Here is a 16,328-nt window from a genome sequence, read left to right as displayed (position 1 = left end):
CGATGCTGGCATTCGCCAAGGAAAATCTGTCCATGTACACGCCACGCGCCTTTGCCATCGAAGACCTGTCCCAACTGCACGAACTGATTCTCGCCACCCGCCTCGCCATTCTGGTGACCCATGGCGAAAGTGGCTTGCAGGCCAGCCATGTGCCGGTGCTGCTGCATTGCGAACAAGGCGAGTACGGCACGCTGTACGGGCACCTGGCCCGCGCCAACCCGCAGTGGAAAGACTTGCGCGACGGTGCCGAAGCCATGCTGATCTTCGCCGGCGCCGATGCCTACATCAGCCCGGGTTTTTATCCGAGCAAGGCCGAGCACGGCAAAGTCGTGCCGACCTGGAACTACATCGCCGTGCATGCCTATGGCCACGCCGAAACTTTCAGCGACGGCGGACGCCTGCTCGACATCGTCAGCACCCTCACCGACCGTCATGAAGCCGGCCGCGCGCAACCGTGGTCCGTCGCCGATGCGCCCGCCGATTACATCGACGGCATGCTCAAAGCGATTGTCGGTTTCGCCATTCCCATCGACCGCCTCGAAGGCAAACGCAAGCTCAGCCAGAACCGCAGCGCCGAAGACATTGCCGGCGTGCGCGAAGGCCTGACGGCCAGCCCGGAAATCAATGATCAAACCCTCGCCCGATTGATGCGCTAAGGAAATCACCATGAGTCAGATCGACATTCGCCAGGTCAGCGCCGACGACCACGCCGCGTGGCTACCGCTGTGGCAGGCTTATCTGCGTTTCTACAACACCGAACTGCCGGAAGCTGTGACGCAAAGTACCTGGCAGCGTTTTCTCGACCCGAGCGAGCCAACCCACGCAGCATTGGCGTGGGCCGACGGTAAAGCCGTGGGCATGGTCCATTACATCTACCATCGCTCGAACTGGAGCATTGAAAACTCCTGCTACCTGCAAGATTTGCTGGTTGCGCCAGAAACTCGCGGCACTGGCGTCGGCCGTCTGCTGATCGAACACGTTTACGCCACGGCCAAGGCTGACGGCTGCTGCAAAGTGCACTGGCTGACCCACGAAACCAACGCCACCGCGATCCAGCTCTACGAGCGCATCGCTGAACGCCCGGGCTTCATCCAGTTTCGCAAAGCCCTTTAAGGAGACGCACGCATGACCGCATCACTCGCAGACTGGAAAGGCGTCCCCGCCCCCACCGCCACATTGCTTGAAGGGCGTTTCATTCGCCTGGAAAGACTCGACCCGGCGCGTCACGGTGACCCGCTGTTCGCCGCACTCGAAGGCCCCGGTGCCGATCCGAAACTCTGGGATTATCTGCCCTATGGCCCATTCCCGGAGCGCACGGCGTTCGACGCTTGGCTGAACAACCACGCGGCCGCCAGCGACCCGTATTTCTTCAGCGTCGTTGATCGCGCCAGCGGTCAGGTGCAAGGCATCCTCAGCCTGATGTCGATTGTCCCGGCCCAGGGCCGCATCGAAATCGGTCACGTCACCTTCGGCGCGCCGATGCAACGCTCGCCGAGAAGCACCGAAGCGGTGTACCTGTTGGCCAAATATTCCTTCGACCTCGGCTACCGTCGCCTCGAATGGAAATGCAACAACGGCAACGCCCGCTCCAAGTACGCCGCCGAGCGTTTGGGTTTCAGCTTCGAAGGCGTGTTCCGCCAGCACATGGTGGTCAAGGGACAGAACCGCGACACTGCGTGGTACTCGATTCTGGATGGAGAGTGGCCGGCGATTGCGGCAGGTTTCGAAAGGTGGCTGTCGGATGAAAATCAGACGCCCGACGGGCAGGTGAAAGGCTTGGTTGAATGCCGATCGTGATTACCTGAAAAGCAAAAGATCGCAGCCTGCGGCAGCTCCTACACGGGATTGACGTTCACCCTGTAGGAGATGCCGCAGGCTGCGATCTTTTGATCTATTTTCAGCCCAATTTTTGCGCCAGCACCGCAATGTGTTCCGGCCCGATCCCGCAGCAACCACCCAAATGGCTCGCACCGCGCTGCTGCCAGTCAATCGCCCAGTGCAAGTAACCCGGCGGATCCAGGTCATCGCGCAACGGATCGAGTCCGTCATTGGCCGTAGCCTCTTTTGGCTGCGGCGGAAACGCATTGGCGTAAGCACCAATGTTTATCTTCACCCCCAGACGCTCGAAGGTTTCACGCGCGGCATCAATCGCGGCACCGATCACTTCTGGCTGACTGCAATTGAACAACAACGTCTCGACGCCCAATTCAGCCGCCACTGCAGCGGCTTCGGCGACTGGCTCACCAGAGCGCAGGCGCGGCACTTCATCAGTGTCTTCGTCCTTCAAGGTGAACGACAACCAGAACGGTTTGCCATCCTTCGGCAATCCCGCGTGAATGGCTCGCGCCTCGATGATCGAGCTTTGGGTTTCCGCCAGCCACAGATCAACGTGCGGTGTCAGGCCATTGACCAAGGGCGTCAGCAACTCGGTTACTCGTGCGGCCTCGAACAGATCCGGACGATAGGAGCCGAACAGCGGCGGCAATGAGCCGGCCACCCGCACGGATTTCCCCGAGGCCTGCACCGCACGCCGCGCCAGCTCACCGGCCAACGCAGCCAGCGCCTGCCCTTCGGCGGCGAAACGTTCTTCGCCAATATGGAACGGCACCACGGCGTAACTGTTGGTGGTGATCACATTGGCGCCACTGGCGATATAAGCGGCATGCACCGCCTCGACCGCTTGCGGCGCCTCGCTCAAGGCCAGCGCCGACCACTCCGGCTGGCGAAATGGCGCACCGGCGCGCTGCAATTCACGGCCCATGCCGCCATCGAGAATAATCGTGCTGCCTGCGCCCATATGCTTTTCACTCATATGCTTATGAAAATAACTCACTATCAGAGTCGTTCTTATAACTATTTAATACGCACCATTCCGTTAAAAACAACCTCTTTTTTACCCAGGGATCGACTGTGAAATTTAAACCGCTACTGGCCCTGGGCCTGACCATTCTGGCCGCCTCCACTCAAGCCTTTGGTGGCACGACGCTGGATCGTATCGAGCAGAAAAAAGAGCTGGTCGGCGTGCTGATGGAAAGCTATCCACCGTTCTCGTTTCTCAACGACCAGAACCAACTAGACGGCTTCGACGTGGATGTCGCCAAGGCCGTGGCTGAAAAACTGGGCGTCAAGTTACGACTGGAAACGCCGTCCTGGGACGTCATTGCCGCCGGCCGCTGGAGCGGGCGCTACGATATCTGCATCTGCTCGATGACGCCGAGCAAGGCCCGCGCCGAGGTGTTCGATTTCCCGGTCGAGTACTACGCTTCGCCGGCAGTGATCGTGGTCAACGCCAAGGATGAGCGGATCCACGACGCCAAGGATCTGAGTGGCAAAAAAGTCGGCCTCACCAGCGCTTCCAGTTACGAAAGTTATCTGAACAAGAACCTGGTCATTGAAGGCGCCGAAGACACGCAGCTGCAGTACCCGTTCGACGATGTGCAGATCGCGCCGTACGACACCGACAACGTCGCCTTCCAGGACTTGGGCCTGGGCGCCGGCGTGCGCCTGGATGCAATCCTCACCAACCTCGTCACCGCACAGCCACGTCTGAACCAGGACAAACGCTTCAAACTGGCCGGCGCACCGCTGTACTCGGAGCCGAACTCGGTGGCCATCGAAAAGGGTGATGCGCAATGGGACGCCAAGGTGCGTGAAGTCTTCGCGCAACTGAAGCAGGACGGCACCCTGAGCAAGCTGTCGCAAAAATGGATCGGCGCTGATATCAGCCAATGACTTCTTTCCCGACACCGCCACAGCCACCGCAACCGGTGGCTGAATCACGCCTGCAACGGATGTTCGGGTTTTGTACGCGGCTGTACCTGACCTGGGCAACGCTGTTCTGCCTGTTCGCCGGGTTCTTCCTGAGCTTCGACCTGAAGTTCTCGATCATCCTCGACAAACTGCCCAATCTGGTCGGCCTGCACCTGGCGCCCAACGGCTTCTTGCAGGGTGCAGCGCTGACTCTGTTCCTCTGCGTGTGCTCGATTGTCGCTTCGTCCCTGCTGGGCTTTATCACGGCATTGGCACGCCTGTCGAAAAGCGCCGTGGCGTTCGGCATCGCCAGTTTTTACACCTCGTTCTTTCGCGGCACGCCACTGCTTATCCAGATCCTGCTGATCTACCTCGGCTTGCCGCAACTGGGCATCGTGCCTGGCGCCATCGTCGCGGGCATCATTGCCTTGTCGTTGAACTACGGCGCCTATCTCAGCGAGATCTTCCGCGCCGGCATCCTCGGTGTCGACCACGGCCAGCGCGAAGCTTCGCTGGCCTTGGGGATGCGCGAGACAGTGATTTTCTGGCGTATCACCCTGCCGCAAGCCATGCGCACGATCATCCCGCCCACGACCAACCAGTTCATCTCGATGCTCAAGGACTCGTCGCTGATTTCGGTAATGGGCGTCTGGGAAGTGATGTTTCTCGCCCAGTCATACGGGCGCTCAAGCTACCGCTACATCGAAATGCTGACGACGGCGGCGATCATTTACTGGTTGATGTCGATTGGGCTGGAGTTGATTCAGGCGAAAATGGAACGCCATTATGGAAAGGCATATGTGCGGCGTAGCTAGGGCGATCAGCACATTGCGGGCTGCGTCGGGTTTTAATGGGGCTCTCGGCGTATCCGCACGACGCCCATTTTCAGGCCAAACAATCGGAATATTGAGTCCAACGACCTCAACGTCTGATTACCCTCAGCGTGCTCTATGTGTATCAACGTGCGGACCGAAATTTTGCACATCTTAGCGAATTGGATTTGATGCAGCCCTGTCACCTCCACTCGTAAACGGCGGACGGCTTCGCTGATGTCCAATGTCCCGTCGGCCAGCGCTTCTTGGATGCTTTCGATGAGCGCCATGCGCTCAGCTACCGTCAGGCTCATTGCAGATCCCACGCTTTCATTTCCTCTACTTTTAAATACATTTCAACAGAGCCTTCATTGATGCCGGATGCAATGTAGTGCATTCAAAGCCTGATAGAACGCCAAAATCTGCAACAAAATGCAGATTTACTCCTGGCAAGCGAAATCTGAATGCAAAATAATGCAGATCAGCCACCGACATCATTCTGTAAAAACCCTTCGCTATACAGGACGGCCCGCTTATAACAAAAAGGCCGTCCGACCATGCCGTTCCCGCCCCAGCGTCTGTCTCTTGCCATTGCCCTGTTGATCGCTGCCACGGCAGCCCACGGCAAAACCGTGCAGATCGACACCGCCACCACGGCAGCACAAACGCTGGGTGGCAGCGACACGTTAACGATTTCCGCGCCGGGCAGCATCACCAACAGCGGCAAGGCCGTGAGCCTGAAAGACAAGACCAGTGGTGCCGGTGTGGTGATCGATAACGCCGGCAAAATCGTTTCCAGCGGTGGCCGGGCCATCGACAGCAGTGGCGACCTGACCCAGGCGCGCAACTACACGATTTACAACCGCAGCGGCGGTCAGATTCTCGGCGCCAACGACGCCTTGCGCATCGACAGCAATTTCGTCAGCGGCAGTTTGGTGATCGATAACAGCGGCGTGATTCGCTCCACCACCGGCCAGGGTTTGGACCTCGACGCGCTACGCAGTGACGGCGTGAAGACCACCATTATCAACCGCGTCGGCGGGCTGATTCGCGGCGACGCCAGCGACGGCATGAAGACCGGCGCCAACGCGACGATCAGCAACTATGGCGAGATTTCGACCGGCGATTCGCACAATGCCGACGAGAAATTCGACGGCATCGATATCGATTCCGCGAGCGGCGTCAGTGTGACCAACTACGGGGTGATTTCCGGTGGCCGGCACGGCATCACCACCGATCTTGGCGCGACGCTGATCAACTACGGGCAGATCACCGGCCGTAATGGTTCCGGCTTCGGTTCCGACGGCGATGGCACGGTGATTAACCACGGCACCATCACCGGGGCTTACTCAGGCTTGCAAGCGAACGGTGATGGCGACGGCGTGGACATCGACAAGATCGCCCACATCGAAAACTACGGGACTATTCAGGGCGTCGGCGCGGGCGGTGTGGACAAGGGTGGTTTCGCCAACGGCAGCGAGGGTATCGCGCTGGGTGGCGGTTACATCCTCAACGCCAGCAACGCTTTGATCAGCGGTGCCGACAGCGCCATTCTGGTCGACGATGGCAGCGGCGGCTCGGGACTGGCGGCGACCACGCTGGAAAACTTCGGCACCATTCAAGGCCTCAACGGTTTCGGTGTGAAGCTCGTCGGCGAGTTCGCCGACAACGTCATCAACGGCGGCACGATCAGTGGCAGCAATGGCCTGGCGCTGGATCTGGGTGGCGGCAACGACAGTCTGACCCTGCGCAACGGCAGTCGCTTTGTCGGCGTGGTGGATGGCGGCAGCGGTTACGACCGGGTGGTGATGGATGACGCGGCCGGTGGCAGCTTCGGCGCCAGTCGCAACTTCGAATGGCTGGAGGTCAAGCAAGGCGCGTGGACACTCACCGGCAGCGGCGACTTCAGCGACGGCGGTGCAGTGCGCAACGGCGCAACACTGGTCAACCAGGGCAATATTGCTGGCAACCTGATCGTCGACGCCGGCGGTGTGTATGCCGGTGGCGGTTCGGTGGGCAATCTGAACGTCAACGGCACATTGCGCACCGACACCCGCCTCGGTCGCGCAGCCATCGTTCGTGATTTGAACATGGCCAGCACCGCCACCCTCGCCTACGGTGTCAACGCCGACGGCAGCAGCGCGCCGGTACAGGTCGGCGGCATCGCCAATCTCAACGGCGCAACCCTCGCGGTGAATCCCGGCAGCGGCACGTATCCGTGGCAGAGCCACTACACCGTGCTGCAAGCGGCACAGGTCAACGGCACTTTCGGCAAGGTCAGCAGCGACTATGCGTTCCTGACGCCGACCCTCGCCTACACGCCAACCCAGGTCGACCTGACCTACACCCGCAATGACGTGGCTTTCAATGAGTTCGCCGCTACTGCCAACGGCAGCAACGCCGCCAACAGCCTCGCCTCGATCGGCAAAGACAACGCGTTGTACAACGCCTTGCTCAATACCAGCCAAAGCAGCGCTGGCGCGGCGATTGAGCAACTGGCCGGTGCCAGCAACGCCAACCTGACCAGCGCCACCCTCGGCGCCAGCAGTCAGGTCGGCAGCAGCATGCTCTCGGCCATGCAGCAAATGGGCGGCAGCCCGGGACTGCTGGTCGGCCTTGATCAACGCGACACCCCCGTGCTGGCGGCCAACGGCGTGCCGTCCGAGGCGCGCAATCTGAATGATCCGAACGCTCGCGGCCGCCTCTGGCTGCAAGGCATTGGCGGCTACGGCAAGCTCGATGGTGAACACGGCAGCAGTGGTCTGGAGCAACGCACCAAAGGCAGCGTGCTGGGCGCCGACTGGTCACTGAATCCAGCATGGCGCCTGGGCGTACTGGGCGGTTATTCGAAAACCGATCTGGACGCGACCGGCGTCGACGGCAACGTCGAGAGCTGGCACGCCGGTGTCTACGCGTTACATCAAAACGGCCCGATCTCGCTGCGTCTCGGCGCGGCGTACAGCGGCCATCAGGGCGAAAGCAAACGCACCATCGCCTTCAATGGTTTCAGCGACCGCCCGAAAGGCGACTACGACGCCGATAGCCAGCAAGCCTTCGCCGAACTCGGCTATGCCATGGGCAGCGGCCGCCTCAGCGCCGAACCGTTCGCCAGCCTCGGTTATCAGCGTTACCACCGCGATAGCTATCAGGAAAAAGGTGGCGCCGCCGCGCTGCAAGTCGACAGCCAGACCCAGGACAACTTCAGCAGCACCTTCGGCCTGCGCCTGGCACACCTGAGCAGCCTGGACAACGGCATCAGCGTAACGCCGCGCTTGGCCGCTGGCTGGAAGCACACTTACGGCGATGTCGGCAGCTCGACGCGGCAGGCGTTTGTGACTGGCGGCACGGCGTTCAGTGTCGATGGCAGCTCGCTGGATCGCGACAGCCTCGTGCTGGAGGCCGGGCTGGATGTAGGGGTCTCGGCACGGCATACCTTGGGTGTGGGGTACAGCGGCGAGATCGGCAACAACAGCCGCAATCACGGGCTGATTGGGCAGTGGCAGATGAGCTTTTGAGGGTTGAACAGCCGGCGGGGTCTTGATTGGTTGTAGGAAAAAGGACCGCTACAACCGAGTAAAAATCCTGGTTGCGGATCTCTCGGACATTTTCTACAAAATGATCCGATGTCGCCTGCAAGCCTGCGGGAAGCAGCCGACATCGGATTTTTTTGGGCATCAATAGAGTTGGGTCTCTTACTAAAAGAGATCCAATTGAATGTCTGTTCAAAACAACTGCAAACCAAAACATCTGGCTCTGGCGATTGCACTGGCAATCGGCTGTGTAGAGACCTCGATAGCACAACAACCCGAAATACCCGCTGTCGCAGAAGTAGAAGACAGCAAGCCGAAAAAAAAGACGCGTGTCCCCAAAGCAGCAACACCCGCTGTTACAGAAGACGTGATGGAACCGATAGAGGACCTCTTCGCAATCGAGGAATTTATCGGACCGCTCGAACACACAGCACCGTTCCTCAGAGATATGAGAAAGCCCGTCGCAACGGTTCAGTTTGACGATGCCTTTTACGCAGACCTGGAGTTCCCTGAGATCGTCATGGAAGAACAGGCTGATGGCGAATTTGACCTGCTCGATCCTTTTGATCGGGACATGTATGCCTACACAACGGCAGTTTCGTTTCTTTCCCATCCGGTTGAGAGCGTCGATGGTGTGTCCCTGCAACTGGGCGAAGGAGACGATTTACTGGTGATCAATAACGGTGCCCGCTGGAGTGGGCGCCTGGACGGTGGCACCGGCATCAATGGCTTGCAACTCAACGGAACCGAGGGCGGCGAGATCGGTGAGACGCGCAATTTTTCGAATCTGCGTGTCGCCCGCGGCCTATGGACGCTCAGCCAAGAGTTTGCCGGTGATGCAGACGTCAAGTCGGGCGCAGGACTGATCAACTACGGCTCGATTGGCGGGGTTACCGTAAACAAAGGTGCGGTGTTCGGTGGTTCCGGCGATGTTGCCAACTTGTATGTCGGCGGATCGCTGGTGGCGACCAGGCCGCATGGAGCGCCCCAAATTCAGGGCGATCTGGAGTTCGCTGAAGGCGCAATATTTTCCTATGGCGTCTCTACCGATGGTGGATCAGACCCCGTGGTCGTCAAAGGTACCGCAATTTTGGGAGGCGCTCAGGTCCAGGTTCACGGTGTGCCCGGTAACTACGCGGACAACACCCAACACTTGATTCTGACCGCCGACGCCATTGAAGGAGAATTCGGCAAGGTCAGTACCAACCTCGCCTATATGACTCCGACGCTGTCCTATGAAGAACAAAGGGTGAACCTGAACTACACCCGCAGTGCAGTTGCGCTCGCAGACCTTGCAAAGACCCGCAATGGACGTTCAGTCGCCAACAGTATTGTCGAACCGACGGTGCGCGCAACCACAGAGGTGAAACGCACTAACGCTGCCGCCCAGCCGACATCACCTCAAGCAACAAAGCCCTCGAACATCGCCGTCGCGGCGTTGTTGGCCAGCGACAAAACCACCGCACCTGTCGCCCTCGAACAACTCGCCGCCGGCAGCAACGCCAACCTCGCCAAAGCCACGCTGAGCAGCATCACCCCCGTCAGTGCGAGCATGCTTTCGGCCATGCAACAACTGAATAGCCGTTACGGCTCTGCCTACGGTTCCGGCAACTCGCCGCGTCAGGCCGCCGGCGGCGCCGATTCCGGGCGAGTGTGGATTCAGGCGCTCGGCCATGGCGGCAAGGTCGATCGCAATTTCGACAGCACCCTGAAACACGCCACCCAAGGTTTGGTCATGGGCGCCGACTGGCGGCTCGATGAGCAATGGCATATCGGCCTGGTCGGCGGTAAATCGCAGACCAGACTCGACGCCCGGCAATACGATGGCGACCTCGACAGCTGGCACCTCGGCGCCTACGCCGTGCGCCAGGATGGACCGTTCTCACTGCGGCTCGGGGCAACCTATGCCAGTCATGACGGCGACAGCAAACGTCGCGTGGCCTTCAACGGCTTCAGCGATCGCCTCAAGGGCAATTACGACGCCAACACCCAGCAAGCCTTTGCCGAACTGGCGGTCAATGTTGGCCGGCACAACGCGACGCTCGAACCGTTCGCCAGCCTCGGTTATCAGCGCTACCAGCGCGACAGCTACAGCGAAAAAGGAGGGGATGCGGCGCTGAAAGTCTTTGGGCAAACCCGCGACAACCTCAGCAGCACCTTCGGCCTGCGTACGGCAAAAATCAATCGACTGGATAATGGCATGACGCTGACGCCGCGATTCAGTGCGGGCTGGAAACACACCTTTGGCGAGATCGAAAACGACACCCGCCAGCAAATGGTCAAGGGTGGAAAACGCTTTGAAATTGCCGGCGCAGCAATGGATCGCAATAGCCTGTCCGTGGATGCCGGCCTCGACCTCGGGCTGTCTGCCAATCATACGATCGGTGTGGGTCTCACCGGAGAAATGGCCACTGACAGCCGCACTCATGGCGTGATGGGTCAATGGCGCATGGCGTTTTAACTGACACAACATTTTCTGTAGGAGCTGCCGAAGGCTGCGATCTTTTGATCTTTGTTTTTATTAACCCAAAACAACATCAAAAGATCGCAACCTTCGGCAGCTCCTACAGGTGAAAAATTCAGGCAAAAAAAAGGGGAGCACATGCCCCCCCCGAGGTTTAAAGCGTTGGATCGCGGCCGTTATCTCAGCCTTCGATCTCGATCAGGATTTCACCCGGATTGACCCGATCACCCTTGGCCACATGAATCGCGGTGACCTTGCCGGCAATCGCAGCCTGGACTTCGGTTTCCATCTTCATTGCTTCGGTGATCAGCACCGCCTGGCCGGCCTTGACGGTATCGCCCTCCTTGACCAGCACATCGACGATGTTGCCCGGCATGGTGGTGCTGACGTGGCCCGGCGCCGAGGCCTGCTTGCGTTTGCTGCTGCCTCCGCTGACAAATTCGTTGAGCGGTTCGAACACCACTTCTTCCGGCATGCCGTCGATGGACAGGTAGAAGTGACGCTTGCCTTCCGCCTTCACACCGACACCGGTGATGTCGACGCGGTAGGTTTCGCCGTGGACGTCGATGACGAATTCGGTCGGCACGCCTTCGCCACCCGCCTTGGTCACACCGCCCGCTTCCGGAATCGGCAACAGCACTTCCGGCGTCAGGGTGCCGGCAGCACGCTCTTCGAGGAATTTGCGACCGATGTCCGGGAACATGGCGAAGGTCAGCACGTCTTCTTCGGACTTGGCCAGTGCGCCGATGTCGGCACGCAGCTTGGTCATTTCCGGCTTGAGCAGATCGGCCGGACGCACATCGATAACCTCTTCACTGCCGATCGCCTGACGACGCAGTTTTTCGTTAACCACGCCCGGCGCTTTGCCGTAGCCGCCCTGCAGATACAGCTTCACTTCGTTGGTGATGGTCTTGTAGCGCTCACCGGCCAATACGTTGAAGAACGCCTGGGTACCGACAATCTGCGATGTCGGGGTCACCAGCGGCGGGAAGCCGAGGTCTTCACGTACACGCGGGATTTCCGCCAGTACTTCGCCCATGCGATTGAGTGCGCCCTGCTCTTTCAACTGGTTGGCGAGGTTGGAGATCATCCCGCCCGGCACCTGGTTGACTTGCACCCGGGTGTCGACGGCAGTGAATTCGCTTTCGAACTGGTGGTACTTCTTGCGCACGGCGTAGAAGTACAGACCGATCTCTTGCAGCAGCTCGAGGTTCAGGCCGGTGTCGTACTCGGTGCCCTTGAGTGCAGCAACCATCGACTCGGTGCCCGGGTGACTGGTGCCCGACGCGAAGCTGGAGATCGCGGTGTCGATGTGGTCGGCGCCGTTTTCGATAGCCTTGAGCTGGCACATGGTCGCCAGACCGGCAGTGTCGTGGGAGTGGATGAACACCGGCAGCGACTGCTCGGCCTTCAACGCACGAACCAGTTCTCCGGTGGCGTACGGGGTCAACAAGCCAGCCATGTCCTTGATCGCCACCGAGTCGCAACCCATGGCTTCCATCTGCTTGGCCTGAGTGACGAACGCATCGATGGTGTGCACCGGGCTGGTGGTGTAAGCGATGGTGCCCTGTGCATGTTTGCCGGCAGCCTTCACCGCTTCGATGGCCACACGCAGGTTCCGCACGTCGTTCATCGCGTCGAAGATACGAAACACATCGATGCCGTTTACCGCAGCTTTAGCAACGAAGGCTTTGACTACGTCGTCGCTGTAGTGGCGATAGCCGAGCAGGTTCTGCCCGCGCAGGAGCATTTGCAGACGAGTGTTAGGCAGCGCCGCGCGCAGTTGGCGCAGACGCTCCCACGGGTCTTCTTTCAGAAAGCGTACGCAGGCGTCGAACGTCGCACCGCCCCAGCATTCCAGCGACCAGTAGCCGACTTTGTCGAGCTTGTCGCAGATCGGCAGCATGTCTTCGGTGCGCATGCGGGTGGCGAGCAGCGATTGGTGAGCGTCGCGCAGGATGGTATCGGTGACAAAGATCTTCTTGGACATTGTTGTATTCCTCACAGGCCTGCGTGGGCGGCGATGGCGGCGGCGATGGCCAGGGCCAGCTCTTCGGGTTTGCGCTTGATCGAGTAGTTGGTCAGTTCAGGATGGCTTTCAACGAAGCTGGTATTGAACTGGCCGCTACGGAATTCCGGGTTGCGCAGGATTTCCTGGTAGTACGCGGCGGTGGTCTTCACCCCCTGCAGACGCATGTCGTCGAGGGCGCGCAGGCCACGGTCCATTGCCTCTTCCCAAGTCAGTGCCCAGACCACCAGTTTCAGGCACATCGAGTCGTAGAACGGCGGAATGGTGTAGCCGGTGTAGATCGCTGTGTCGGTGCGCACACCCGGACCGCCGGGGGCGTAGTAACGGGTGATCTTGCCGAAGCTCGGCAGGAAGTTGTTCTTCGGGTCTTCCGCGTTGATGCGGAACTGCAACGCGAAACCACGGTGCTGGATGTCTTCCTGCTTCACCGACAGCGGCAGGCCGGAAGCGATGCGAATCTGTTCGCGGACGATGTCGATCCCGGTGATCTCTTCGGTGATGGTGTGTTCCACCTGCACCCGGGTGTTCATCTCCATGAAGTACACCTCGCCCTCGGCGAGCAGGAACTCCACGGTACCGGCGTTCTCGTAACCTACAGCCTTGGCCGCACGCACCGACAGGTCGCCGATATAGGCGCGCTGTTCCGGAGTCAGTTGCGGACTCGGGGCGATTTCGATGAGTTTCTGGTTGCGACGCTGGATCGAGCAATCACGCTCGAACAGGTGCACGACGTTGCCGAAGCTGTCGCCGAGAATCTGCGCTTCGATGTGCTTGGGATTGACGATGCATTTTTCCAGGAACACTTCGGCAGAACCGAAAGCCTTGGTCGCTTCGGAAATCACCCGAGGGAAATTCTGTTCGAGTTCTTCGCGGCTGTTGCAGCGACGGATACCGCGACCGCCACCACCGGAAGTGGCTTTAAGCATGACCGGGTAACCGATCCGGTCGCCCTCGGCCAAGGCTTCTTCGATGTCGGCAACGTTGCCTTCGGTGCCCGGCGTCACCGGCACACCCGCCTTGATCATGCTGCGGCGCGCTTCGGTCTTGTCGCCCATGCGGCGAATGACTTCCGCCGACGGGCCAATGAATTTGATGCCGCGCTCGGCGCAGATATCTGCCAGTTCGGCATTTTCCGAAAGGAAACCGTAACCGGGGTGCAACGCATCGCAGCCGGTTTCAACCGCCAGGTTCACCAGCTTACGCGGGTTCAGGTAACCGGCCAGTGGCTCGGCACCGATGCTGTGGGCCTCGTCCGCACGCTTCACATGCAGCGCATGGCGGTCGGCGTCGGAAAAAATCGCAACCGAGCGAATGCCCATTTCGGCGCAAGCTCGCACGATTCGTACGGCAATCTCACCACGGTTGGCGATCAGGATCTTTGTTATCACTTGGAGGTTCCCTTGAGCCGGTGGCACCACGACCTGCTAGACCCAGGTCGACGCGTGACCAAATGTTTCAATTTAGTCGCAGGTCCACACTAGCGCTCATGAGGGATTAACAAAAATGAATAAAAATTGGGTCAGGCATAAGCAAAGACTTATAGTTGAAACATCAGCCCGCCGTCAGAGCCAATAACAAATGCGTAAGTCCTTGATGCGTATGACATTACGTCAATTGCAGATCTTCAATGAAGTCTGTGATTTACGCTCCTACAGCCGCGCAGCCGAGGAAATGTCCCTCACTCAACCGGCCGTCAGCCTACAGATTCGTCAGCTGGAGGAGCTGATCGGCCAGCCATTATTCGATTATGTCGGTAAAAAACTCTACATGACCGAGGCCGCTGAAGCCTTGCAGCGTGCCAGTCGGGACATTTTCGGGCGCCTGGAAAACCTCGATATGCAGCTGTCGGACATGCAGGGATCGTTGCAAGGTCAGCTGAAACTGGCGGTGGAATCCAGCGCCAAATACTTCGTGCCGCACCTGTTCGCCGCGTTCAAGCGCCAGCACCCGGAAGTAAATCTGCAACTGACCGTGGTCAACCGTGGCCAGGTGATTCGCAGGCTGTCGGACAACCGCGATGACCTGGTGATCATGTCGATGGTGCCGCAGGACATGGGCCTGGAGTTCTTGCCATTCCTCAATAACCCGATTGTAGCGGTGGCGCGCCCGGATCATCCTTTGGCGCACATGGGGCCGCTACGCCTGCAAGATCTTGAGCCTTACACGCTGTTGATCCGCGAACCCGGCTCAGGAACGCGGTTGGCGTGCGAGGAATATTTCAAAGAGAAGCGCGTGCACTTCACCCAGACCCAGGAAGTGGCCTCGGCCGAAGCTCAGCGTGAATGCGTGCAGGCGGGTCTGGGCCTGGCGCTGTTGACGCGCCACGCCCTGAACCTGGAGCTGGCGACCGGCGGCCTCGTCGAGTTGCCGGTCGAGGAATTGCCGCTCTTGCGTAGCTGGTGCCTGGTGCAAGCCAAAGCCAAACGCTTGTCCCCGGTGGCACACGCCTTCCTGGCGTTTATCCGCAGCGAACGGGTGCAGATCAGCGCGCTGGTTGAGCGCTTCGACGGGAAGCTGCGGGTGCCGCCTGCCAGTGAGTGATCTCGGGAAAGTCGCCGATTTCGGCCTGAAGCTGACGGAGTTCGAAGCGATCTTCGATAGCGCGGCGAAATTCCATGCGGCGCTGGTCTTCCTGCTGACGACGGGTTTTCGCGGCGCTGTTGCGTTCTTCGTAGGGCTGAGCCATTTCGATTCTCCCAAGGCGATGACGGGAGTTTCACGATAGGCGGGAGGGATGACGGTTTGATGAAAGTTGCCGCCCAAAAAGCAAAAGATCGCAGCCTTCGGCAACTCCTACATTGATCCGTGTAGGAGCTGCCGAAGGCTGCGATCTTTTGATCTTAATCATCCAGGGCTTTGGCGGCCTTGGGCGACAAGCGCAAGCTGCGCAGACTGCGCTTCACGCTCTTGAGGTGATTGACCAGGCTCGGCCCGCGCGCCATGGCCACGCCCATCGCCAGCACATCGATCACCACAAGGTGAGCAATGCGCGAAGTCAGCGGCGTATAGATTTCCGTGTCTTCGTGCACATCGATCGCCAGATTGACGGTGGACAATTCGGCCAACGGCGTCTGGCTCGGGCACAGGGTAATCAGTGAAGCGCCGCTCTCACGCACCAGATTGGCGGTGATCAGCAGATCCTTGGACCGTCCCGACTGCGAAATGCAGATCGCCACGTCGGTCGGCTTCAACGTCACTGCCGACATCGCCTGCATGTGCGGATCGGAATACGCCGCTGCGGTCAGCAACAGGCGGAAGAACTTGTGCTGTGCATCCGCCGCCACCGCGCCCGACGCGCCGAAGCCGTAGAACTCGACCCGTTGCGCCTGCGACATCAGTGTCACCGCGCGTTGCAACTCGATCGGGTCGAGCTTCTCGCGAACCTCCATCAAGGTGTGCAACGTGGTGTCGAAAATCTTCAGGCTGTAATCAGCAACCGAGTCGTCTTCATGGATCGCGAACTGGCCGAAGCTGGCACCGGCGGCCAGGCTTTGCGCCAGTTTGAGCTTGAGATCCTGAAAACCGGAACAACCGATGGCGCGACAGAAGCGCACGATGGTCGGCTCGCTGATGCCGACGCTGTGGGCCAGGTCGGCCATGGAACTGTGCATCACCGCCGCAGGGTCAAGCAGCACGTGGTCGGCGACCTTGAGCTCCGACTTGCGTAACAGGTGACGTGACTGGGCGATGTGTTGCAGCAGATTCAAGGGGCTGGACTCTTCTTATGGGCAAGGATGTAGCAC

14 protein-coding genes are annotated in these 16,328 nt (G+C 59.6%); 8 read left to right on the top strand and 6 right to left on the bottom strand.

Going from position 1 to position 16,328, the window contains the following annotated elements; translation table 11 throughout:
• Positions 1–32: 32 nt before the first annotated feature.
• The 3 genes from M5G26_RS16145 to M5G26_RS16135 are packed head-to-tail and all read left to right on the top strand — an operon-like array spanning position 33 to position 1,797.
• Entirely contained in the window at positions 33–656 is a 624-nt protein-coding gene (locus tag M5G26_RS16145; protein WP_273915939.1) for an FMN-binding negative transcriptional regulator, read from the top strand.
• A 10-nt stretch (positions 657–666) separates the two neighbouring features.
• Positions 667–1,113 carry a GNAT family N-acetyltransferase gene (locus tag M5G26_RS16140; protein ID WP_134176452.1) on the top strand — a complete coding sequence of 149 codons (447 nt, stop codon included), beginning with the start codon at positions 667–669 and terminating at the stop codon, positions 1,111–1,113.
• Between the two features lie 12 nt (positions 1,114–1,125).
• The gene (locus M5G26_RS16135) at positions 1,126–1,797 is read left to right on the top strand and encodes a GNAT family N-acetyltransferase (protein WP_134176453.1); all 672 of its coding nucleotides are present in this window, start codon (positions 1,126–1,128) and stop codon (positions 1,795–1,797) included.
• A 100-nt stretch (positions 1,798–1,897) separates the two neighbouring features.
• Here M5G26_RS16135 and M5G26_RS16130 read toward each other — a convergent pair whose 3' ends face one another.
• The gene (locus M5G26_RS16130; RefSeq protein WP_134176454.1) at positions 1,898–2,797 is read right to left on the bottom strand and encodes a homocysteine S-methyltransferase family protein; all 900 of its coding nucleotides are present in this window, start codon (positions 2,795–2,797) and stop codon (positions 1,898–1,900) included.
• 113 nt (positions 2,798–2,910) lie between these two features.
• On the opposite strand from M5G26_RS16130, the gene M5G26_RS16125 reads away from it, so the two are divergent.
• Together M5G26_RS16125 and M5G26_RS16120 are read left to right on the top strand one after the other, a co-directional pair.
• Complete coding sequence (locus M5G26_RS16125; RefSeq protein WP_273915938.1) at positions 2,911–3,732, top strand: ABC transporter substrate-binding protein; 822 nt, start codon at positions 2,911–2,913, stop codon at positions 3,730–3,732.
• Positions 3,729–4,565, top strand: coding sequence for an amino acid ABC transporter permease (locus M5G26_RS16120; RefSeq protein WP_273915937.1), 837 nt, complete (start codon positions 3,729–3,731; stop codon positions 4,563–4,565). The genes M5G26_RS16125 and M5G26_RS16120 overlap by 4 nt, the downstream gene beginning before the upstream one ends.
• A gap of 32 nt (positions 4,566–4,597) precedes the next feature.
• On the opposite strand, the gene M5G26_RS16115 is transcribed toward M5G26_RS16120, so the two are convergent.
• Positions 4,598–4,876, bottom strand: coding sequence for a helix-turn-helix domain-containing protein (locus tag M5G26_RS16115; protein ID WP_095049626.1), 279 nt, complete (start codon positions 4,874–4,876; stop codon positions 4,598–4,600).
• 243 nt (positions 4,877–5,119) lie between these two features.
• Here M5G26_RS16115 and M5G26_RS16110 point away from each other — a divergent pair, with 243 nt between their 5' ends.
• Together M5G26_RS16110 and M5G26_RS16105 are read left to right on the top strand one after the other, a co-directional pair.
• Positions 5,120–8,077: an autotransporter outer membrane beta-barrel domain-containing protein gene (locus M5G26_RS16110; protein ID WP_273915936.1), complete on the top strand. Its 2,958-nt coding sequence runs from the start codon at positions 5,120–5,122 to the stop codon at positions 8,075–8,077.
• A 199-nt stretch (positions 8,078–8,276) separates the two neighbouring features.
• Positions 8,277–10,553: an autotransporter outer membrane beta-barrel domain-containing protein gene (locus M5G26_RS16105; RefSeq protein ID WP_273915935.1), complete on the top strand. Its 2,277-nt coding sequence runs from the start codon at positions 8,277–8,279 to the stop codon at positions 10,551–10,553.
• A gap of 184 nt (positions 10,554–10,737) precedes the next feature.
• On the opposite strand, the gene oadA is transcribed toward M5G26_RS16105, so the two are convergent.
• Both oadA and M5G26_RS16095 read right to left on the bottom strand, forming a co-directional pair.
• Positions 10,738–12,546, bottom strand: a complete 1,809-nt coding sequence (oadA, locus tag M5G26_RS16100; RefSeq protein ID WP_273915934.1) for a sodium-extruding oxaloacetate decarboxylase subunit alpha — start codon at positions 12,544–12,546, stop codon at positions 10,738–10,740.
• Between the two features lie 11 nt (positions 12,547–12,557).
• Complete coding sequence (locus M5G26_RS16095) at positions 12,558–13,973, bottom strand: acetyl-CoA carboxylase biotin carboxylase subunit (protein WP_025112637.1); 1,416 nt, start codon at positions 13,971–13,973, stop codon at positions 12,558–12,560.
• Between the two features lie 190 nt (positions 13,974–14,163).
• Here M5G26_RS16095 and M5G26_RS16090 point away from each other — a divergent pair, with 190 nt between their 5' ends.
• Complete coding sequence (locus tag M5G26_RS16090; RefSeq protein WP_008078844.1) at positions 14,164–15,126, top strand: LysR family transcriptional regulator; 963 nt, start codon at positions 14,164–14,166, stop codon at positions 15,124–15,126.
• Here M5G26_RS16090 and M5G26_RS16085 read toward each other — a convergent pair.
• Positions 15,068–15,271 carry a PA3496 family putative envelope integrity protein gene (locus tag M5G26_RS16085; RefSeq protein WP_008078845.1) on the bottom strand — a complete coding sequence of 68 codons (204 nt, stop codon included), beginning with the start codon at positions 15,269–15,271 and terminating at the stop codon, positions 15,068–15,070. The two genes, M5G26_RS16090 and M5G26_RS16085, sit on opposite strands and share 59 nt — an antisense overlap.
• Positions 15,272–15,425: 154 nt before the next feature.
• Positions 15,426–16,292, bottom strand: coding sequence for a transcriptional regulator HexR (gene hexR, locus M5G26_RS16080; RefSeq protein WP_008078846.1), 867 nt, complete (start codon positions 16,290–16,292; stop codon positions 15,426–15,428).
• Positions 16,293–16,328: the final 36 nt, after the last annotated feature.

Origin of the sequence: Pseudomonas sp. TNT2022 ID642 (genome assembly GCF_028656995.1) — a bacterium.
Classification (GTDB): domain Bacteria; phylum Pseudomonadota; class Gammaproteobacteria; order Pseudomonadales; family Pseudomonadaceae; genus Aquipseudomonas.
The sequence above is the reverse complement of the archived record's forward strand: the minus strand, read 5'-3'. Positions and strand labels throughout refer to the sequence as shown.